The 20,635-nt window shown below is 37.9% G+C and carries 13 protein-coding genes; 8 read left to right on the top strand and 5 right to left on the bottom strand.

Features of this window, described 5'->3' with window-relative positions; genetic code table 11:
- Positions 1 to 83: 83 nt before the first annotated feature.
- The 5 genes from CCON33237_RS04915 to CCON33237_RS04895 are packed head-to-tail and all read right to left on the bottom strand — an operon-like array spanning position 84 to position 6,890.
- On the bottom strand, positions 84 to 299 hold the full coding sequence (locus CCON33237_RS04915) for a hypothetical protein (protein WP_054196645.1): 216 nt from the start codon (positions 297 to 299) through the stop codon (positions 84 to 86).
- Between the two features lie 33 nt (positions 300 to 332).
- On the bottom strand, positions 333 to 1,679 hold the full coding sequence (locus CCON33237_RS04910) for a TolC family protein (RefSeq protein ID WP_054196644.1): 1,347 nt from the start codon (positions 1,677 to 1,679) through the stop codon (positions 333 to 335).
- A gap of 1 nt (position 1,680) precedes the next feature.
- Complete coding sequence (locus tag CCON33237_RS04905) at positions 1,681 to 3,609, bottom strand: MacB family efflux pump subunit (protein ID WP_054196643.1); 1,929 nt, start codon at positions 3,607 to 3,609, stop codon at positions 1,681 to 1,683.
- Positions 3,610 to 4,803, bottom strand: coding sequence for an efflux RND transporter periplasmic adaptor subunit (locus tag CCON33237_RS04900; RefSeq protein WP_054196642.1), 1,194 nt, complete (start codon positions 4,801 to 4,803; stop codon positions 3,610 to 3,612).
- 53 nt (positions 4,804 to 4,856) lie between these two features.
- On the bottom strand, positions 4,857 to 6,890 hold the full coding sequence (locus CCON33237_RS04895; RefSeq protein ID WP_054196641.1) for an ATP-dependent helicase: 2,034 nt from the start codon (positions 6,888 to 6,890) through the stop codon (positions 4,857 to 4,859).
- Between the two features lie 65 nt (positions 6,891 to 6,955).
- Between CCON33237_RS04895 and pbpC the strand changes: the two genes are divergently transcribed.
- The 8 genes from pbpC (at position 6,956) to CCON33237_RS04860 (ending at position 20,516) form a co-directional block, all read left to right on the top strand.
- Entirely contained in the window at positions 6,956 to 9,124 is a 2,169-nt protein-coding gene (gene pbpC, locus CCON33237_RS04890) for a penicillin-binding protein 1C (RefSeq protein WP_054196640.1), read from the top strand.
- 1 nt (position 9,125) lies between these two features.
- Positions 9,126 to 9,437, top strand: coding sequence for a hypothetical protein (locus tag CCON33237_RS09865; protein ID WP_236842005.1), 312 nt, complete (start codon positions 9,126 to 9,128; stop codon positions 9,435 to 9,437).
- Positions 9,359 to 14,245 (top strand): alpha-2-macroglobulin family protein, encoded by a 4,887-nt coding sequence (locus CCON33237_RS04885; protein ID WP_236842004.1) that lies wholly within the window; start codon positions 9,359 to 9,361, stop codon positions 14,243 to 14,245. The genes CCON33237_RS09865 and CCON33237_RS04885 overlap by 79 nt, the downstream gene beginning before the upstream one ends.
- A gap of 119 nt (positions 14,246 to 14,364) precedes the next feature.
- Entirely contained in the window at positions 14,365 to 16,989 is a 2,625-nt protein-coding gene (locus CCON33237_RS04880; protein ID WP_054196639.1) for a valine--tRNA ligase, read from the top strand.
- Positions 16,989 to 17,945 carry a methionine ABC transporter ATP-binding protein gene (locus CCON33237_RS04875; RefSeq protein ID WP_054196638.1) on the top strand — a complete coding sequence of 319 codons (957 nt, stop codon included), beginning with the start codon at positions 16,989 to 16,991 and terminating at the stop codon, positions 17,943 to 17,945. Before CCON33237_RS04880 ends, CCON33237_RS04875 begins: the two co-directional genes overlap by 1 nt.
- Positions 17,945 to 18,619 (top strand): methionine ABC transporter permease, encoded by a 675-nt coding sequence (locus CCON33237_RS04870; RefSeq protein WP_054196637.1) that lies wholly within the window; start codon positions 17,945 to 17,947, stop codon positions 18,617 to 18,619. The genes CCON33237_RS04875 and CCON33237_RS04870 overlap by 1 nt, the downstream gene beginning before the upstream one ends.
- Positions 18,620 to 18,878: 259 nt before the next feature.
- Positions 18,879 to 19,661, top strand: a complete 783-nt coding sequence (locus CCON33237_RS04865; RefSeq protein WP_054196636.1) for a MetQ/NlpA family ABC transporter substrate-binding protein — start codon at positions 18,879 to 18,881, stop codon at positions 19,659 to 19,661.
- A 75-nt stretch (positions 19,662 to 19,736) separates the two neighbouring features.
- Complete coding sequence (locus CCON33237_RS04860) at positions 19,737 to 20,516, top strand: MetQ/NlpA family ABC transporter substrate-binding protein (protein WP_054196635.1); 780 nt, start codon at positions 19,737 to 19,739, stop codon at positions 20,514 to 20,516.
- Positions 20,517 to 20,635: the final 119 nt, after the last annotated feature.

Raw genomic sequence — 20,635 nt, 5'->3', positions numbered from 1 at the left:
TATCTTATACATAACTTAAAATTTGATCTACTCTATTTTGAAAATGGTGGGCGAGTGTTTTTCTAAAATCTGATAAGGTAATCTTACACGTGTTTGCGCTTGTTATCAGTTTTTATGCTCATATCGGCTAGACGAAGTACCTTTATGATCTGCATTTTATCTGCAGTCCATTCAAAAAAAGCTAAAAATTTTGAGTGTCTTTTAAATTTAGATAATGCCCTCGCTATAAGCTGGAAACGCCTATGATGATCTTCAACCTTCAAATTTGGTGCTAAATTTGCCGTTTTTGCTGTACGCATTTGCCTTGTAGTCCCAAGCCGAGCTCATAAATTTTATCTATTAAATTTACCAGCCATGGCTTTATAGATATTTAGCTCGTCTTGTAAGAGAATATATTTTGCCTTTAGTAGCCCTATTTTGGCTTCTAACTCGCTATTTTTGGCTTCTAAAAACTGCTTTAACTCAACCTTGCCATAAGAGTATTTTATCTCGTAAATTTTTGAAATTTCCTCGTAGTTTTTTATCTGTTCTTGGTAGTTAGCAAGTAGCGCTTCGTCGTTTAGGTAGCCTTTGTAAAATGCGTCTATCTCGTTTAATGCGCTCTTTAGAGTGCTTATGTAGTTTAGCTTTGCAAGCTCGAAATTTGCCTCACTAACCTTTAAATTTGACTTTAACTTGTGATAGTTTAAAAATGGTAAATTCAGAGCTATGTTGCCATTTAGAAATTTAAGGCTAAAGGCTTCCTCTTTTTTGTCGGTGCTGCTTTTAAGGCTGGCTCCTAGCGTGATGCTTGGATAAAACTCTTTTTGGCTCGCTTTGTAGTTTAAGATGCCCTCTTCTATGCGGTAAATGGCCGCTCTTAGATCAGGGCGGTTTGCTATGGCGCTTGTTGGCACATCTAGATCAACGCCCACTTTTTTAACAGGACTTAGTGTGAGGCCTTCAAATTTAAGCTCAAATTCTGGCCTCTCATTTAGCAAATTTCTAAGCGTTTCTTTGGCGGTCACAAGCTCCTTTTTGGCGCTTTCTATCTTATTTTGAGCGCTTAAAAGCTGCGAGTTTATCTGTTTTAGGCTTAGCGCCTCCTCTTTGCCAAGCTCAAATTTAAGCCCGACTATCTCATTTAGTTCATTGTAAATTTCTAAAATTTGCTCATAAGTTTTAATGCTCTCATTTAGATATAAGATTTGAAAATAGGCGTCTGCCACGGAGTTTATGACGCTTAGCTTGCTAGCTTCTAGATCAAATTTAGTAGCATCTGCCTCAAACATTGCTGCATCTTTGCTATTTGCTAGCTTTTGCCAAAGGTTAAGCTCGTAGCTAAGCCCTATGCTTGAACCAAAACTTCTGCTAGAAGCACCACCCTCTTTTATATTTTTGTTACTTGATACCTCAATGCCAGCGTTAAAGCTTGGGATGAGATTTGCCTCCAAAATTCCAGCTTGAGCGAGTGCTTTATTTACATTTATCGCTGCTTTTGCAAGATCGGTGTTATTTTTAAGCGCAAGTTCTACAAGCTCATCAAGATAGCTTTGCTGATACTGCTTCCACCAAGATGTGTTTAAATTTAGCTCGCCACTGGCATTATCTTCAAGTAAAATTTGTTTATAGTTTTCATCTGTATTTTTAACAGCGCATCCGCTTAAAACAAACACTAAAGCTAAGCTTAGAAATTTCATATTACTCCCTTGAAAGCGCATCTATTGGATTTAGTTTTGAGGCATTTTTAGCTGGCATGTAGCCAAAGATGATACCAATAGCCATCGACGTAACAAGCGCAAGCACGATCGAGCCATTTGAAAAGATCATGCTAAAGCCATCTAAAAAGTTGTTAAAGATGTAGCCGATCGCGTAAGAAAAGGCTATACCAATAGCTCCGCCAATTAAGCAAAGTAGCACCGCCTCTATCAAAAACTGCTGCAAAATGTTGCTCTGCCTAGCTCCGATCGCCATTTTTATGCCTATCTCTTTGGTGCGCTCAGTGACTGAGACTAGCATGATATTCATCACGCCTATGCCACCAACTACGAGCGAGACGACGGCGATACTTGATATTAGAAGGCGCATCGTCGAGATCGTCTCTTCGATAGTCTGCTTGATGCTATCAGAATTTCTTGTAAAGAAGTCTTTTTTACCGTGTTTTATCGTTAAAAGATCGGTTAGGCTCTTTTCTGCGATCTGAGCATTTACGCTCTCATTTACTTTTACAGTTATTGAGCTAATAAATTTATCTCCCGTTATCTTGTTTATCACAGTCGTGTATGGAGCATAAATTTTAAGTGAGCTAGCATCACCGACTTTAAACTCATCTTTTTGCAAAACGCCTATAATGCGAAGTGGCTTTTTGTTAAAAAGAATAATCTTACCGATAGGATCTTCGTTTTTAAATATGCTATTTTTGGTGTTTTGATCTATTAGCGTGACAGAATCTGAGTTTAAAACCTCGTCCTCATCGTAAATTCTTCCCTTTTCTAGCTTTAATCCATTTACGTCAAAGCTCCCTACTCCACCACCCTTTAGTGTCGCTGTTAAGGAGATATTTTCATACGTTAGTATGCCTGAAGTACTTGTATTTGGAGTGACTGAGTCCAGAAATGACTGCTTTGAGAGCATATTCGCATCACTTATAGAGAGCGTTTTTACCCTGCCTGAGAGCATATCGCCAAAGCCTTTTCCTGGCATTATGTCGATCGTATTTGTGCCGATCTTTCTGATGCCAGCTAAAATTTGCTCCTGTGAGCCTTTGCCAAGAGCTACGACGCTAATGACCGCCGTGATGCCAATGATAATACCAAGCATGGTTAAGAGCGATCTTAGTTTGTGAGCTAGCATCGCATTTACCGACATTTTAAAGCTTTCAATTAGCTGATCTTTATAGTAGGTAAATTTGCTCTTTTCTGGTTGGCTTTGCTTTTTGGCCTCAAAAATTTCACTATTTTTTACGTTATCGTTTACGATGTTGCCATCTTTTATCTCGATCACACGACTAGCATACTCGGCGATCTTTGGGTCGTGCGTGACGATGATGATGGTGTGGCCTTTTTTGTAAAGATCCACTAAAATTTCCATCACTCTTAGCCCACTTTTGCTATCAAGTGCGCCCGTTGGCTCATCAGCCAAGATGATCTCGCCGCCATTCATCAGCGCTCTTGCTATGGAGACTCTTTGCTGTTGTCCGCCTGAGAGTTTATTTGGTAAATTTTTAGCCTTTTCGCTAAGGCCAAGAGAGTCTAAAATCTCCATTCCTCTTTTCTCTCGGTCGCTCTTATTTGCCCCTGCATAAATGCTAGGAAGTGCAACGTTTTCAAGGGCGTTCATCGTGCTAAGAAGGTTATATCTTTGAAATATAAAGCCAAATTTATCTCGTCTAAGCTTAGCAAGTGCGTCGCTATCAAATTTTGATATATCTTTGCCATCTAGCAGGTACTGCCCGCCACTTGGGCTATCTAAGCAGCCAAGGATGTTCATCAGAGTTGATTTACCAGAGCCAGACTGACCGATAATGGCTATAAATTCACCCTTTCTTATCTCTAAATTTATACCATGCAAGATCTCTATCTCATTATCGCCAAGCTTAAAGCTTTTTGTGATATTTTTTAGACTTATCACTTAAAACTTCTTATTTTCTTTTTCGATCATCTTGGCTATCTCGCTCGCTGAGCCTTGTGATGTGATGATCTCGTCGCCCTCGTTCACACCGCTAATGATCTGCGTATCGAGGTTATCTTTTATACCAGTTTTTACCGATGTTTTTACCGCTTTGCCGTCTTTTAAAATATAGACAAATGTGCCGTTTTCATCTCTTTTAATGCCGATGCTTGGTACGATGATAGCGTCCTTTACATTTGCTATTAAAAGCTCATTTTGTGTTGTCATGCCTATTCTTAAAATTTTATCTTTATTTTCAACTATGCTTTGAGCATAATAATAAACAGCTGAGTTGCTTGAAGTGCTTGAACTTGTAGATTTGCTACTACTGCTAGAGCCGTAGCTACCATCGCTTAATGTCGTTAAGCCAGGGTCGATCGAACTAACCGTTGTTTGAAATTTTTTCGTTGGCTCAGAGAGGATCGAGTATTCAACTGGTGTGCCAACCTTTATCTTTGTGATGTCACCCTCAGCTATTTGCATCTTCATCTTAACATAGCTTAGATCTGCGATCTTTACGATAGTTGGCGTAGTTTGATTAGCATTTACGGTTTGTCCCTCTTCGACCTGCACGCTTACTATTATGCCATCTCTTGGAGCGGTGATCTTTGTGTAGCCTAAATTTATCTTAGCCGTACTTAGCTCGATATTTGTCTGCTTTATCTGAGCCTCGAGCTCCTTTATCTTGGCGCTATTTGTGCTATAAGTATTTTTTGCACTTTCAAATTCTTGTTTTGAAGTGGCGTTTTTGGCAAAAAGTGCTTTTTCTCTATCAAACTGCGTTTTTGCAATGTTTAAAGCCACTTTTGCGCTTTCAAGCTGAGCTTTGTAGATAGCTAGTTGAGCCTCTTTATTGTCTATGCTGTTTTGCTGGGTCGAGCTATCGATACTTGCGATCATATCGCCCTTTTTGACCTGATCTCCAAGCTTAACATAGAGTTTTTTTATCTGGCCGCTCACCTGCGCGCCCACATCAACTAGCTCAGTAGCAAAAATTTCTCCAGTCGCATCGACCTTTTTGCTAAATGAGCCCCTTTTTGCCTTTTTGGTGATAAATTCCACCTTTTCATCTTTTATCTTAAAAAAATTATCATAGACAAAATATCCACCGACGCCTAAAATAAGCAGGATTATTAAAATTTTAGATTTTTTCATCACTTCTCTTTGTAAAAAATTGGTAAATTCTACTTCACAAGAGTAAACACTCTTTAAGCTTCCTCTTTTGCCATGCCAGCCTCTATCAAAAACCTACTTGGCTGGTAGGTCACCTTCTTTATCTTGTCGTATTTTGCGTAGCTAAGATATAGCTCGTCTTTTGCCCTAGTTACTGCTACGTAAAAGAGTCGCCTCTCCTCCTCTAAGCTGCCGCCCATGCTCATTAGCTTTAAATTTGGAAAGCGGTTTTGCGCGAGATCTACTATGAAAACTTGGTCAAACTCAAGCCCCTTGCTCGCATGCACGCTAAGCAAGCTAACGCCCTGCCCTTCGCTCATCTCGTTGCTACCAAGGGCTAAGAAGTTGTAAAATTTACTGATATCTTGATATTTTTTAGCTAGCTCGCTTAGCACCACGCTCTTTGCCATTATGCGCTCTTTAACCTCTTCTTTTAGAGCTAGATCGACGTTACCATTTTTTAAAGTTGCCCTTTTTGTGCTGATGTTTTCGACGATTAACGAGTAAATTTTGCTAGTTTTTATCTCATTTATCATCGTGGCTGGCTTTGAGATATTTCTCATGCCTTTTAAAAAGTTGTAAATTTCATATAAAAACTGCGCCCCACTCTCACTCAGCTTTTGTAGCTTTAGCACCGGATGGCCTAGGAATTTATCGCTAAAGCCAAGCTTAGAAAACCTTGAAATCTCGGCAAATTCGTCAAGATCGTCAAAAAGTCCCAGCTGATAGTTTCGCCTTTTATTTGATGAGATATTTACGCTCTCGTCTGGATCAACTATCCCTTTTATCAAATTTCCATGCCCAAGCTTAAGTAGCGTATCAAAAATCTCTTTGCTAACTGCGCTACCAACGCCCTTTGCGTATTCGCAGATGTGGATAAATGCCATTATATCTTTTGGATTAACATAAATTCCCATGATGTCGATGAGTGCCTTGATCTCACGGCTCTCAAAAAAACTCACCCCACCCTTTCGCTTTGAGCTGATGCCTCGCTCTTTGAGTGCCACCTCAATGCCGTCAGCTGATGAGTTATTTCTAAAGATGATAGCGATGTTTTCCCTATTAAATGGCGAAAGCGAGATGATATCAGCGATGTTTTGATACTGATCAAAAAGCTCGTTATAGACAAGCAGCCTTGGAGGCTTGAAATTTCCCTCGCGGCTAACTGTTAGGTGTTTTTCATAAAGCCTTGGGTTGTTGTTGATGACCTTATTTGCAAGGGCAAGTATGCTTGAGCTTGAGCGGTAGTTTACATTTAAAGCGTAGATATTTGCGTTTGGGAAGCGATCTTTAAATGAGCCTATTATCTCGATATTTGCGCCGTTAAATGCGTAAATGCTCTGGTCAAAATCGCCCACACAAAAGAGGCTCTTTGTCGCAAATGCGTCTATGAGGCTGCCTTGAAGCGTGTTTGTATCTTGATACTCGTCGATCAAAATTTCATCATAAGCTAAATTTGCCCCTTTTTTTAGCTCGTCGCGCATTTTTATGAGAAGGTCGTTAAAATCAGCGTAAGAAAATTTAGCCTTTTCAGTTTCAAACTCCTCTAGCACGTCTTCATAAATTTCAGCATAAACGCCCTGCTCTTCGCTCTTTGTACTTATCCATTTGCCAAAAGTTGTGCCTTGCTCGCTGTTTTGAAATAGCGAGTAAAGATCGTACAAATACGCTCCGCCATAAGGTTTGACGTCGCTTAAATGGTAAAATTTTCGTCTCTCAACAAGACTTTTTAAAAGCGTCTTTAGCTCGCTTGGCTGCTTTAACGTGACGCCTTTATCAAGGCTTTTTAAAAGCGAAAATGAGACCGAGTGAAAGGTGCCTGCGGTGATTTTGGAGGTGATTTGCTTGTCAAAATACCTATTTAAACGCTCTATCATCTCGCTAGCTGCTTTGTTGGTAAATGTTAGAAGCAAAATTTTCTCAGGCTTTACGCCTAAATTTAAAAGATGTGCTATGCGAGCGACAATCGTGCTAGTCTTGCCAGTGCCAGCTGAAGCGATGATGAGATTGTGTCCAAATGGCGCAGTTGCAGCGGTGTATTGTTCTTTGTTTAACCTAGATAAGGGCATTGTTTCCTCTTTTTTAAAAAGGTCTAATTATAGCTACTTAAACTTTAACAGCTATAATCACGCCGATGAAAAAGTTTAAATTTCTAAAATTTCTTGCCCTATTTTTGGCTTTAATGGTTGCTATTTTTTTGATACTTGATCAAATTTATCCACTAAATTTAGACGCACTCAAAAAAGACGAAGCCAAAATTTTACTTGATAAAAATGGCGAGATCATAAATATGAAGCTTAGTAGCGATGGAATTTGGAGATTTCACGAGCAAAATTTTCCAAACTCGCTAAAACAAAGCGTCGTTCTCTTTGAGGATAGATACTTTTACTACCATTTTGGCGTAAATTTTGCTTCCATTTTTAGAGCATTTTTTCACAACCTAAGAAGCGACAACCGTATAGGCGCGAGCACTATCACAATGCAAGTAGCCAGGATGCTTGAGCCAAGTGATCGAAGCTATAAAAATAAGATAAGAGAAATTTTTAGAGCATTTCAGCTTGAGTTTCACTTTAGCAAGGATGAAATTTTAAATTTTTATCTAAATTTAGCCCCATATGGTGGCAATATCGAGGGCGCAAAGGCGGCTAGCTTTTTTTATTTTGGCAAAGAGCTAAACGAGCTTAGCTACGCTCAGGCTGCACTTTTAAGCACAATACCTAAAAATCCAAATAAAAATAGACTTGATCGCGTTTCAAACATAAATGCTCTAAAAAACAGAGTCATAAAGATGCTTTATAAAGCAAAGTTGATTGATCTTAGTGCGTTTAAAAGAGCGCAGGCTGAGCCATTTAAAAATGTAAGAATAAGAGCCGTAGTAAACGCAGGTGACTACGCAAATGTCGCTTTTAAAAACCAAATTTCAAAGGCGAGCTTGGATCTAAATTTACAAAAAGATATGCTCAAAATTTTAAAAGATGCGATGTTTTCGCTAAAGGCTAAAAATGCAAACAATGCCGCTGCCGTAGTCATTGATAATAAAAAAATGAGTGTTGTTGCCTTCATCGGCTCACACGATGAGCGCGCACGTGATGGCAAAAATTCAGCCATAAATATGAAGCGAAACACCGGCAGTACGCTAAAGCCTTTTATCTACTCACTTGCGCTTGATAGTGGGCTTATAACGCCAAATTCGCAGTTAATAGACACGCAAATTTATATAAAAGAGTATGCTCCAAAGAATTTTAGTAATGATTTTTTAGGTATCGTAAGCGCAAAAGATGCTCTAAATTTCAGCCTAAATATCCCAGTTATAAATTTAAACTTAAAACTAAAAGACAATTCGCTTTACGAACTACTTGAAAAGGTAAATTTAGTAGATGAAAATAAGGAATATTATGGAGCTTCTATAACGCTTGGAAGTGCTGAAATGAGCCTGCTTGATCTTGCGCATCTTTATACTATTTATGCAAATGACGGCATTTATAGGCCGCTTGAGTTTGCTGGCAAAAACTACAAAAATGAAGAGAAAAATGTAACTCTCATCTCGCCTCAAAGTGCCTATTTGACCGCTAAAATGCTAAGCGAAGCCTCAAGATCGTATCTAAAAAATGCTTGGCAGTATGCCCAAAATACGCCTAAAATAGCCTTTAAAACTGGTACAAGCGCAAACTCGCGCGATCTTTACGCCATAGGCGTTGATGAAAATTACACGATTGCTATTTGGATTGGAAATTTTAATGCCAGTAAAACTGATAAACTAACAGGACTAAATGACGTATCAAAGAGCCTTTTTGATATGTTTAAGATAATCGCTCAAAAAGAGAAGTTAAGATTTATGAGTGAGCCAGATGGCATAGAAAAGCTGCCAACCTGCCTTGATGCCTTTAACTATGAAAAGTGTAAAAAAATGGCACTTGATGATAGAATAAAGGGTGTAGATTTAAAGGATAAATGCGAAAGTTTAAGAGGCGAAGAGCTTGATTTTTTGATTAAAAATGAGCTTTTGGATAAAGATGAGATACAAAAAAGTCCTTGCGCTGAAATTTTTAAAGATAAAAAGCCAGTTTTTGCCTATCCATATGACAATGAAGAGATAGTGACAGATGAAAATATCACACAAGTTATGGTAAAATGCTACGCGTTTTTAGGCGATGAAATTTACCTAAAAATAGATGATTTGAACTTTTCTAAGATAGAAAATGCAAGCGAAAAAAAGTTTGATCTAACTCTTGGCGAGCACAGCATAAAATGCCTTGATCAAAACTCAAATCAAAGTGAAATAACAATAAAAATAAGGAGATAAAATGTGGCAAAAAGTAGCGCTTCTAGCACTTTTGGGAATGACAAATTTATATGCTTTGAGCCTAAATGGTACAGCACAGATAAAATCGCCCCTAAGCGTAGAGTTTGGACTAGAAGATAAAGTAGATAAAAATTTTGTTGGTATGCTAAGCGATAAAAAGCTACTTTTGTGCCAACCAGCATTAATGGTACGGTTAGATTTAATAGTCAAAGCTTGCTACTTTTTACAAAAGATATGCATGCTGGTTTGGATTATAGCTGCAAGCTTGAAAATGGAAGCACTGCTAGTTTTGCTACGAAAGAATTTGAACTAACAAAGATAGAAAAAATAAGCGATAGCAAATATATACTTAAATTTAATGATGAAGTAAATATTGAAGCTATCAAAAATATTGCTGTAAAAGATGCGAAATTTAAAGCAATTGAGCTTTCTAACAATAGCTTTGAGCTTAATCTTGATAAAAATTTAAGCAATCCAGTTTTTGATTTTGGTGAAAAATTTGAGAGCAAATTTGGCGCAACGCTTTCAGGTGAAACGATAGTAAATTTTGCCGATGAAATAAGCGAAGAAAGCGTAAATATAAATGATAATGCAAAGAGTCTTGAGATACCAGAAATTTATCCAGTGAGCCTTGATAATGGTATCTTGGGCTTTAGAATTTATCTAAAAAATTGGCTTGATGACGACATTAACTTAAAGAAGTTTATAAACATTAAAGGTGTAAAAAACTTTAGCATTAGTGACGTTAAATATAGTGACAACTATGAAGAAAACTCAGAGCTTAGCGAGTATTATTACTACATTGATATTACAAGTGACGATTTTAAGCCACAAAATAGTTATGAAATCACCATTAAGCCCGGTTTTGGCGATGATAGAAATGTAGTAAGAGAAGAAAGTAGCTACGAAGTAGTAGCTGGCAATTTCACTCCATTTGCAAATTTTATAAATAATGAGCCATATATCTCAAGCGTCGGTGAGATCGGTATCAGAAGTGCAAATTTGCCTGAGTTAAATGTAAGCGTTGAAAAGCTAAGCGATCAAAATTTTAGATATTTTTTAAATTTTAATGACAATAACGAAGAGTTAAGCAACTTCAGCACAAAAGTGGCAAGCAAAAGTTATAAGCTTGATGGCGCATTAAATGAAATTTCGCTAAATAAAATTAAACTTGACTTTGCTGGAGCTGGAGACGGCGTTTATAAGATAAATTTAAACTACGGCAAAGATAAGAGCGTCTCAAAAGTAGTCTATCTAAGTGATATCGCCGTAAATGCAAAGCTTGGCAAGGATGAAATTTTCGTATTTGCAAATCGTCTTGGCGAAAATACAATGCTTCCAAATGCAAATGTAAAAATTTATGGCAAGAAAAACGAAGAGATCGCAGTTGGTGCGACAAATGATATAGGCGTTTTTAAATTCAATAAAAAAGATATTTACAAAGATATCTCCTCAGTGGTTGTCTCTCTTGGAAAAGAGCAAAATTTTCTTATTTTAAAAGAAGACGAAGCGCTAAATGAAGCGAAATTTATGAGCCAAAATGCCAGTGAGAGTATCGATGCGTACGTTCTTTTTGCTTCAAATATCATAAGACCAAATGAGAGTTTAAAGGGTGCAATCTATCTAAGAGATAGAGATTTTAATCCTTTAAAAAATATGCCTATAAAGATAAAATTTTTCGATCCACAAGGCAAAAGTAGTGCTGAAATTTCAAAAAATACAAATGACGTTGGCATGGTAAATTTTGAAAAAGAGATACTAAGCGATCTAAGCGGTAGATTTAATATGCAAGTAATTTACGCAAGCAAGGTGATCTCAAATGTGCCATTTTTTGTTGAGAGTTTTATGCCAAATAGGATAAAAAATGAGATAACGCTTGAGAGAGATAAATTTTTCGCAAATGAGCTTGTTAGAGCCAATCTAGCCAGCAACTATCTCTTTGGTGGCGCTGCTAGCGAGCTTGATGGTAGCATGCAGGTGAGCTTTTTTGATGATGAATATAAAAATAGTGAGTTTAAAGATTATAAATTTAAAAATAATACGCTAAAACCAAGTGCTTATCCATCTTTTGAAAATGATCTCACTCTTTCAAAAGATGGCAAATCAAGCCAAATGATAGATCTTAGCTTTAGCACTAAAAATGCCTCTTCTATCATAACAGGCGTGATAAATTTCAATGTAAATGATGATGGCAAAAACGTAAGCGATACAAAAAGCTTTACTCTCTATCCTTACAAGGATATGGTCGGTATCGCAGCAAGCACGACATTTGCTGAGCCAAACGAAGATGTAAAAATAAGAACGGTTGTGGTAGATATGTCAAGTCAAAAGGCCGTAAAATCAAATTTAAAATTTGATATAAAACGTGTTACTTGGCAATATCAAAGAGATGCAAATGGCTATATAAAGTGGTTTCAAACGCTAGAAGATGTGGATAATTTTTATAAAGACAATGGCGAGTTTAGCTATAAATTTACACAAAGTGGCTCATATGTGATCATCGCTACAAATCTAGTAAGTGGAGCAAGCACAAGCCTTGATATGGACGTAAGTGGCTACAACTACTCGACTTTAGCGCCTACAAAAGAGCTTAGTAAATCTCAAATCAAACTAAATAAAAATATCTACAAAAAAGGCGATGAACTAAGTGCTGATATAAGCTCAGCTATAAAAGAAGGTATCGCCCTTGTTACACTTGAAGATGGTGGCGTGAAAGCTTACAAGGTCGTTAAGATAAAAAACAACTCAGCAAATGTGAAATTTAAACTTGACTTTGATTTTAGTGGACTTTATGTGAGTGCAAATATCTACCGCATGACAGATGGTGGATTAACTCCGTTTAGGACTTACGGTAAGGTATATGCTAAGGCTGATAAGTCATCAAGGATACTTGATCTAAGTCTTGATGCGCCAAATACGGCAAAAAGCGATGAAAACATAAAAATTTCACTAAAAACAAAGCCAAAAGCTTATGTGAATTTATTTATCACAGATGTTGGCGTGCTTGATATAACGTCACAAAAGCCAGCTGATCCACTTAAATTTTTTGACAAAATTTTACCAGATGGCGTTTTTGACTATGACATTTATAATATGCTCACAAACTATAAGGTCGAGGGTAAAACTTTAAGCTTTGGTGGCGATATGGCGGCACTTGCCATGGAGGCAAAAATGGCAAAACATGCTAGCCCAGTCGATAGCAAAAAGATAAAAACATATGCAAATTTAGTAAGCCTTCAAGCTGACGATAATGGTGAAATTTCATACGAGTTTAAAACGCCAAATGGCTTTAACTCTGCCATTAGAGTAGATGTCGTGGCCAATAATGAAAATAGTATGAACGCTGTAAATAAAGAAATTTTAGTAAAAGATGATGTGATTATTAAGCCAAGTGCGTTAGTTTATCTGCTAAAAGGTGATGAGCTAAATACCAACTTAAGGCTTATAAACACAACAAATGAGGATAAAAATTTAACCATAAAAGTGGCTAGCAGTAAAAATTTAAACATCAAAACAAAAGAAAATGCGAATTTAAAGCCGCTTGAAAATAAAGCCTTTACATTTAAAATTTCAGCTCTTGAAGCTGGAGCTGGCGAATACAATATAACAATAAGTGACAAAAACAGCTCAAAAACAGCTCAAAATTTACTTGATGTGGTTAATCCTTATACGATTAGCACCTATACAAAAAGTAGCGTCTTTGACAAAGAGAGCATGATCTCACTTCCAAAAGGCTTTCACAATGTTAGTATAGATGCGTCAAGCTCGGTCTCAAGCGTGCTATTAGCAGCTTCTAAAAATTTAGTCGAGTACCCTTACGGATGTGCGGAGCAAAGGAGCTCAAGACTGCTTGCGCTTTTAAATTTAAAGCCAAAAGATGAGCTTGAAAAAAATGATCAAAAGAGATTTATTGCAAGCGGTATGAGTGAGCTAATTAAGATGCAAAAACCAGATGGTAGCTTTGGCTACTGGAGCGATTTAGGTAGTACAAATGCATTTGCTTCGATCTATGCAACTGATGTACTGCTTGATCTTGAAGAGGCTGGATATGAGGTAGGCAAAAGAGTAAAACAAAGTGCTGTAAATTCAATGGCAAAATATGTAAATAGTGACCTTGAAGCGCTCTACTCTCTATATGTAAGTGCTCGTGCAAATATGGCTGACAAGTCGCTGCTAAATAAAATTTATGACCACAAAGCTTACAATACGACCGCACTTAATAAATATCTAATGGCAGCGGCTCTAAAGCTAAACGGCTTAAATGATGAAGCAAAGGTAGCGCTAAAAGATATTAAAAAAGCTCAAGCGGCTGATTACAGCAGGGATTATTCTAGCTTTGGCTCAAAGATGAGAGACAATGCATTTATCTTGTATCTGCACGCAAAATATTTTGAGAAAAACGACTACTCAGATGATCTTGCAAATTTCTTGATCACAAATTTAAATGAGCTTAGCTCAACGCAAGAGCGCGCTTTTACACTTAGAGCGCTAAATGCCTACTTTGGCAAAGATGTTGGCGAGAAAAATAATAAATTTAAACTTAGCTACAACGGCGAAAGTAAAGAATTTGACGGCCTTTTAAGCGTATCATTTACAGCAAAAGATGGAAATTTTACCATCACTCCACTTGGTGAAAACAAGCTATATGCCTCCATCTTAAGCTACGCTTATGTGCCACTTGAGATTAAGCATAAAATAGAGCCAAAAGAGCTTGATGTTTATAGAACGTTTGTCGATGAAAAAGGAAAAGAGATCGATCTAAACAGCCTAAGAGTAAATGATGTTGTCTATTCAAAAATAGTGATAAATTCTAAAGCTATGGTTAAAAATGGTGTAATAAACGAGATCGTAAGTAGCTGCTTTGAGCCAATAAATGAAAATTTAAGTGGCTTTAATAAGAGTCTTAAAGATAGCATTGAGCTTGAATATCAGAGCATAAAAGATGATCGCGTTTTGAGTTTTTATACATTAGATAGTGATAAGAGAGAGGCTGTGCTTTACACACCTTATCGTGTAAGACTTGGCGGCAAATGCTCACTTGGCGCAGTCACAACTGAAAATATGTATAACGAAAGGCAAAACGACTACGACCTAGCTCAGCGAAGCTTTAACGTCAAATAGCCATTTAAACTCCGGGGCGTTTAATCGCCCCAAGCCCATATTTCCCTACTTTTGCAAAGATTTTTTTAAACAAATTTTAGATAACATTAAGCATTTTTTAAACGAAAGAGGATACAAAAGTGGCAGAATTTTACAATGCAAAAGAGATAGAAGATAAATTTTATAAAATTTGGGAAGAACGCGGATACTTTGAGATAGACGCAAATAAAGATATCCAAAAAGATGGACGTAAATTTTGCATTATGATGCCACCTCCAAACGTGACTGGCTCGCTTCACATCGGACACGCCCTAACCTTCACACTTCAAGATATCATGACTCGTTACAAGAGGATGGACGGCTACAAGACACTTTGGCAGCCAGGACTTGACCACGCCGGCATCGCTACTCAAAACGTCGTTGAAAAGCAGCTCCTAGCACAAGGCGTCAAAAAAGAAGATCTCGGACGTGAAAAATTTGTAGAAAAAGTGTGGGAGTGGAAGGAGAAAAGCGGCGGCATGATCGTCCATCAGATGCGCAAGCTTGGCATCACTCCGGCTTGGTCTCGCCAGAGATTTACCATGGATGAGGGCCTAAGAAAAGCTGTAAAAAAAGCCTTTGTAAATTTATACGACAAAGGACTGATCGTTCAGAAAAACTACATGATAAACTGGTGTACACACGATGGCGCACTCTCTGACATCGAGGTCGAGCACAAAGAAAATAAAGGCAAGCTTTATCATTTGAGATACTACTTTGCAGACAAGCCAAGCGAATTTGTTGTTGTGGCTACGACTAGACCAGAAACATATTTTGGCGACACCGCTGTAATGGTAAATCCAAACGACGAGCGCTATAAAAATTTAATCGGCAAAAAAGTGGTGCTACCTATCATAAATAGAGAGATCGAGATCATCGCAGATGAGCATGTCGATATGGAGTTTGGAACAGGCCTTGTTAAGGTCACACCTGCGCATGATCAAAATGACTACGAGGTTGGCAAAAGGCACGACCTTGAGTTTATTACCGTATTTGATGAAAAGGGCATTTTAAACGACAAGTGCGATAAATTTGCAGGTCTTGAAAGGCTTGAGGCTAGAGATATCGTCGTGGCCGATCTTGAAAAACTTGGCAATGTCGAAAAGATCGAGGACTATGAAAACCAAGTAGGATACTGCTATCGCTGCAAAAACGTCGTCGAGCCATACATCTCAAAGCAGTGGTTTGTCAAAAAAGAGATCGCAGATGAGGCGATACAAAAGGTCTCAGAGGGTCTTGCTAAATTTTATCCACCGCACTGGATAAACAGCTTTAACGCATGGATGAGAGAACTAAGAGACTGGTGTATCTCACGTCAGCTTTGGTGGGGACATCAAATTCCAGTATTTTACTGCGATGATTGCGGTCATATGTGGGCTGACGAGGGTGAGCCGTGCGAGTGCAAAAAGTGTAAAAGTAAAAACATCCACCAAGACCCAGACGTGCTAGATACGTGGTTTAGCTCTGGTCTTTGGCCATTTAGCACGCTTGGCTGGGGCAATGAAAATGAGCTAAAAAATGAAAAATGGTTTGAAGGAGACCTTGCTGAGTTTTATCCAAACAACCTTCTCATAACTGGCTTTGATATATTATTTTTCTGGGTTGCTAGGATGATGTTTCAGGGTGAAAATGCCCTTGGTAAGTTGCCATTTGACGACATTTATCTACACGCGCTTGTAAAAGATGAGTTTGGCAGAAAGATGAGCAAAAGCCTTGGCAACGTCATCGATCCGCTTGATAGTATAAATGAGTATAGCGCCGATATCTTGCGCTTTACGCTAACGCTTCTAGCAGTTCAAGGACGCGACATCAAGCTAAGTGACGCCAAGATGAAGCAGGTAAGAAATTTCACTAACAAGCTTTATAATGCGAGCAAATACCTCATGCTAAATGAGAGTAAATTTCCAAATTTAGAGGATATCAAGCTTCAAACAAAGCTTGGAATTTATATGAATAGCCGCTTTAACGAGTGCGTGAGAGAGGTGCGCGAAAACATCGACGCCTACCGCTTTAATGACGCAGCAAACACACTTTATAAATTCCTTTGGGACGAGTTTTGCGACTGGGGTATTGAGCTAAGCAAGGCTGATAAAGCGAGCGTAAAAGAGCTTGGAAGTATATTTAAAGAGGCGATGAAACTACTAAATCCTTTCATGCCGTTTCTTTCAGAGTATCTATTTCAAGAGCTTAGCGGCACACAGCTTGAAAATGCAAAATCAATAATGGTTACGAGCTATCCAGAGATAAAAGAGCGAAATTTAGAGGTTGAAAAGAAATTTGAGCTAGTTATCGAAGCGATCGTGGCTATTCGCCGTGCAAAAGCGACCATCGATCTTGGCAACTCAAAGATCGCAAAAGCCTTTGTTAAATTTAATGAAAAAATCGATCTTGACGAGGTCAAAGAGTATATCAAGCTGCTTGCAAAATGCGAAGAGATCGGCTTTGTAGGTGAGAAAATAGAAAATTCAATAAGAGATGTGAGCGAAAATTTAGAGGCATTTGTCCCACTTGAAGGGCTTGATATGAGCGGTATCATCACAAGGCTCAAGTCTCAAAAGACAAAGCTTGAAAAAGAGATAGCTAAGCTCTCAGGTATGTTAAATAATCAAAATTTCGTGGCAAACGCACCAAAAGAAGTTATAGAGACAAACAAAGAGGCTTTGCAAAGCGCTGAGGCTAAATTTAAAAAAGTATGTGAAGAATTAGAAGCTCTTGGAGAAAAATAGTGATAAAAATAGAGAAATTAAGCAAGTTTTATGGTGATACGCAAATCCTTTTTGATATAAATTTAGAGGTTAAAAAGGGTGAAATTTTTGCTATCGTGGGACATAGCGGTGCTGGTAAATCAACGCTTTTAAGGTGCATAAACGGGCTTGAAAGCTATCAAGGTGGCAGCTTAAAAGTCTTTGATAAAGAGATAAAAAATTTAGACGAGACGCAGCAGAGACATTTAAGGCGAGATGTTGGGATGATATTTCAGCATTTTGCATTAATGGCTAGAAAAAATGTCTTTGAAAACGTTGCTACTCCGCTTAAATTTTGGGGTTATAAAAGCGATGAAACCGAAAAAAGAGTGAGAGAGCTTTTAAATTTAGTCGGCCTTGAAAGCAAGGCAAAAAGCTATCCAAGCGAGCTAAGCGGTGGTCAAAAACAGCGTGTCGCGATCGCTAGAGCGCTTGCTTTAAATCCTAAAATTTTACTAAGCGACGAAGCGACTTCAGCTCTTGATCCAAACACGACAAATCAAATTTTAGAGCTGCTTGAAAAAATAAACAAAGAGCTAGATATCAGCGTCGTAATCGTCACGCACGAGATGGAGGTTGTAAAATCTATCGCAAAACGTGCGATACTGCTTGAAGGCGGCAAGATCATAGGTTCTGGAAGCATTGAAGAGCTATTTTTAAAGCCAGATGAGAAGATGAAAGAGTTTTTGGGTGAGGTTGAAATTCTGCCAAGTACCGGCACGAATATCAGGCTATTTTTCCCAAAAGAAGTGGCTCAAAATAGCGTGATCACACATATGGCTAGAAGCCTAAATATCGACTTTAACATAGTCTGGGGTAAGCTTGAGAAGCTAAACGAAAATGTTCTTGGCTCGCTTGTCATAAACATAGATGAAAAAGATAAAGAAAACGTGCTTAACTACATCAAGCAAAGTGGCGTTTTATGGGAGGTTGCTTGATGTTTGGTATTGACTTTTCTAAATTTCCAGATGTTTTTTCTAGAATACTTTTGCCAGCTATCGGCGAAACGCTATATATGAGCATAGTCTCCACCCTACTCGCCTTTGCTATAGGCCTCATACCTGCGGTTTTGCTCATCCTTTCAGACAAAGACGGACTAAAGCCAAACAAGCAGCTTTATTTCGTGCTTGATATCGTTATAAACGTGCTTAGAAGCTTTCCATTTATTATCCTCATTATTGTGCTCTTTCCAGTTACAAAAATGATCGTAGGCACAAGTATCGGTACTACGGCTGCGATCGTTCCGCTAACTATTGGCGCGGCTCCGTTTGTAGCAAGGCTCATTGAAAATGCACTAAAAGAGGTTGATAAAGGCATAATTGAAGCTGCTCAAAGCTTTGGAAGCTCGAAATTTCAGATCATATTTCGCGTCATGTTTGTAGAAGCACTTCCTGGCATTATCTCGGCATTTACGCTAACGCTTATTGTAAATATCGGCTTTTCAGCGATGGCTGGTGCGGTTGGCGGTGGTGGACTAGGATCTGTCGCTATAAACTACGGATATCAAAGATTTCGCCCAGATATCATGCTTTACACCGTGGTTATTCTTATCATTATGGTTCAAATTTTTCAAGTTTTAGGTAACTACTTATATAAAGTTTCTAAAAAATAGGCCTTTGTTTTTATCTGATTTTAAGCTTTTTTCCTTAAAATTGCCCGAATTAATTTTTAGCTGAAAGGATAAAAGATGAAATCAGATATGTGCCACATGTGCCGCCTATTAAAAAACTCGTTGTCGAAAGACTAATCTCTAAGCACAAAATTTCTTTTTAAGTGCTTAGAACTAGCTTAAGCGCTTAAAAAGAAATTTAACCCTCTAGCTTAAATTTATCCTTTTTTGGTGCTTGGCAAATTTTAAAAAAGGATAATAAATGAAAAAACTACTTCTTACCTCTTTAGTTGCTCTTGGTCTTAGTGTAAGTGCAAATGCAGCTGATAAATCAAAAACAATAATCGTTGGTGCTACACCTATCCCACACGCTGAAATTTTAGAGGTGGTAAAGCCTATTTTGGCAAAAGATGGCTATACGCTTGAGATTAAAGAATTTAACGACTACACCACGCCAAATCTTGCAACAGAAGATGGCGATTTAGATGCAAATTTCTTTCAACACCTTCCATATTTGGACGAATTTAACAAAAACAAAGGCACTCATCTTATAAAAACAGTTGGCGTTCATCTTGAGCCAATGGGAGTTTATTCTAAAAAGATAAAAGACATCAAAGATCTAAAAGATGGTTCGACCGTATCTATCCCAAATGATCCGACAAATGAAAGCCGTGCTTTAGATATCCTTGCAAATGCTGGACTTATTAAGCTAAAAGACAATCCACTAAAAACTCCGCTTGATATAGTTGATAACCCTAAAAAGCTTAAATTTGAAGAGATCGAGGCTGCTCAAGTACCAAGAACACTTGATGACGTTACTATCGCAGTTATTAACACAAACTACGCTCTAAATGCTAATCTCAATCCGGTAAGAGATGCACTTGTACTTGAAAGCAAAAATAGCCCATATGTAAACTATGTTGTAGTAAAGTCTGGCAATGAAAATAGCCCTAAAATAAAGGCTCTTGATAAGGCTATAAACTCATCAGAAGTTAAGAAATTTATCGAGATCAAATACAACGGCGCTATTCTTCCAGCATTTTAATTAAAATTTTAAATAAGCGACGTGGAAGCTTTTACCTTTTTAGCGTCGCTTAAACCAAATAAAAAAGGAAAAACAATGAAATTTATCAAACTTTTAACCGCATCTTTAGTTGCTCTAAGCCTTCACGCAGCCGACAAGGACCACACTATCGTAGTCGGCGTCTCACCAGTACCACACGCTGAAATTTTAGAATTTGTAAAGCCAAAGCTAAAAGATAAAGGCTATGACCTTGTTATCTCTGAAATTTCAGACTACTCTATCCCAAATGTCGCAACAGAAGATGGCAGTTTGGATGCAAATTTCTTTCAGCATTTACCATATCTTGAAGAGCAAAACAAGGCTAGAGGCTTGCATCTTGTAAGCGTTGCAAATGTTCATGTCGAGCCACTTGGCTTTTACTCTAAAAAGATAAAAAATATAAAAGATCTAAAAGATGGCGCAAAAGTGGCGATCGCTTATGATCCGTCAAATGGCAATAGAGCGCTTAGAATTTTAGAAAAGGCTGGTCTTATTGAGATCGATAAAAACGTAAAAGTTGCAACTATAAATGACATAACTAAAAATTCTAAAAATTTACAGTTTGTAGAGCTTGAGGGTGCTCAGATACCAAGAACGCTTGATGATGTCGATATCGCTGCCATTAGTACAAATTTCGTCCTTGATCTTGGTATAAGCGTGGCAAAAGACGCGCTTTTACTTGAAGACGCCAACAGTCCTTACGCTAACATCATCGTCACAAAGGCTGGCAACGAAAATAACCCTAAAATCAAAGCTTTGATTGATGCGGTACTTAGCCCTGATACTAAAAATTTCATCATTACTCGCTATAAAGGCGAAGTCATACCTGCATTTTAAAAATGGGGCGAGCTTTCGCCCTATTTTGTTTCTACTTTCATCTTGTTTTAACTCTCTTTATTTTTGTCAAAAAGCTTAAGCTATGCTTTGCTAAAATGGCTCACTTTAAAATTTTTCAG

The sequence above is a fragment of the Campylobacter concisus genome, assembly GCF_001298465.1.
Classification (GTDB): domain Bacteria; phylum Campylobacterota; class Campylobacteria; order Campylobacterales; family Campylobacteraceae; genus Campylobacter_A; species Campylobacter_A concisus.
Note: the sequence above shows the minus strand (reverse complement) of the source record. Positions and strands in the feature narration are given on the sequence as shown.

Coding starts and splice junctions, on each gene's coding strand:
- CCON33237_RS04885 (WP_236842004.1), top strand. CDS start 9,359: ATGCATGCTGGTTTGGATTATAGCTGCAAGCTTGAAAATGGAAGCACT.
- CCON33237_RS04860 (WP_054196635.1), top strand. CDS start 19,737: ATGAAATTTATCAAACTTTTAACCGCATCTTTAGTTGCTCTAAGCCTT.
- CCON33237_RS04900 (WP_054196642.1), bottom strand. CDS start 4,803: ATGAAAAAATCTAAAATTTTAATAATCCTGCTTATTTTAGGCGTCGGT.
- CCON33237_RS09865 (WP_236842005.1), top strand. CDS start 9,126: ATGTGGCAAAAAGTAGCGCTTCTAGCACTTTTGGGAATGACAAATTTA.
- CCON33237_RS04915 (WP_054196645.1), bottom strand. CDS start 299: ATGCGTACAGCAAAAACGGCAAATTTAGCACCAAATTTGAAGGTTGAA.
- pbpC (WP_054196640.1), top strand. CDS start 6,956: ATGAAAAAGTTTAAATTTCTAAAATTTCTTGCCCTATTTTTGGCTTTA.
- CCON33237_RS04910 (WP_054196644.1), bottom strand. CDS start 1,679: ATGAAATTTCTAAGCTTAGCTTTAGTGTTTGTTTTAAGCGGATGCGCT.
- CCON33237_RS04865 (WP_054196636.1), top strand. CDS start 18,879: ATGAAAAAACTACTTCTTACCTCTTTAGTTGCTCTTGGTCTTAGTGTA.
- CCON33237_RS04895 (WP_054196641.1), bottom strand. CDS start 6,890: ATGCCCTTATCTAGGTTAAACAAAGAACAATACACCGCTGCAACTGCG.
- CCON33237_RS04870 (WP_054196637.1), top strand. CDS start 17,945: ATGTTTGGTATTGACTTTTCTAAATTTCCAGATGTTTTTTCTAGAATA.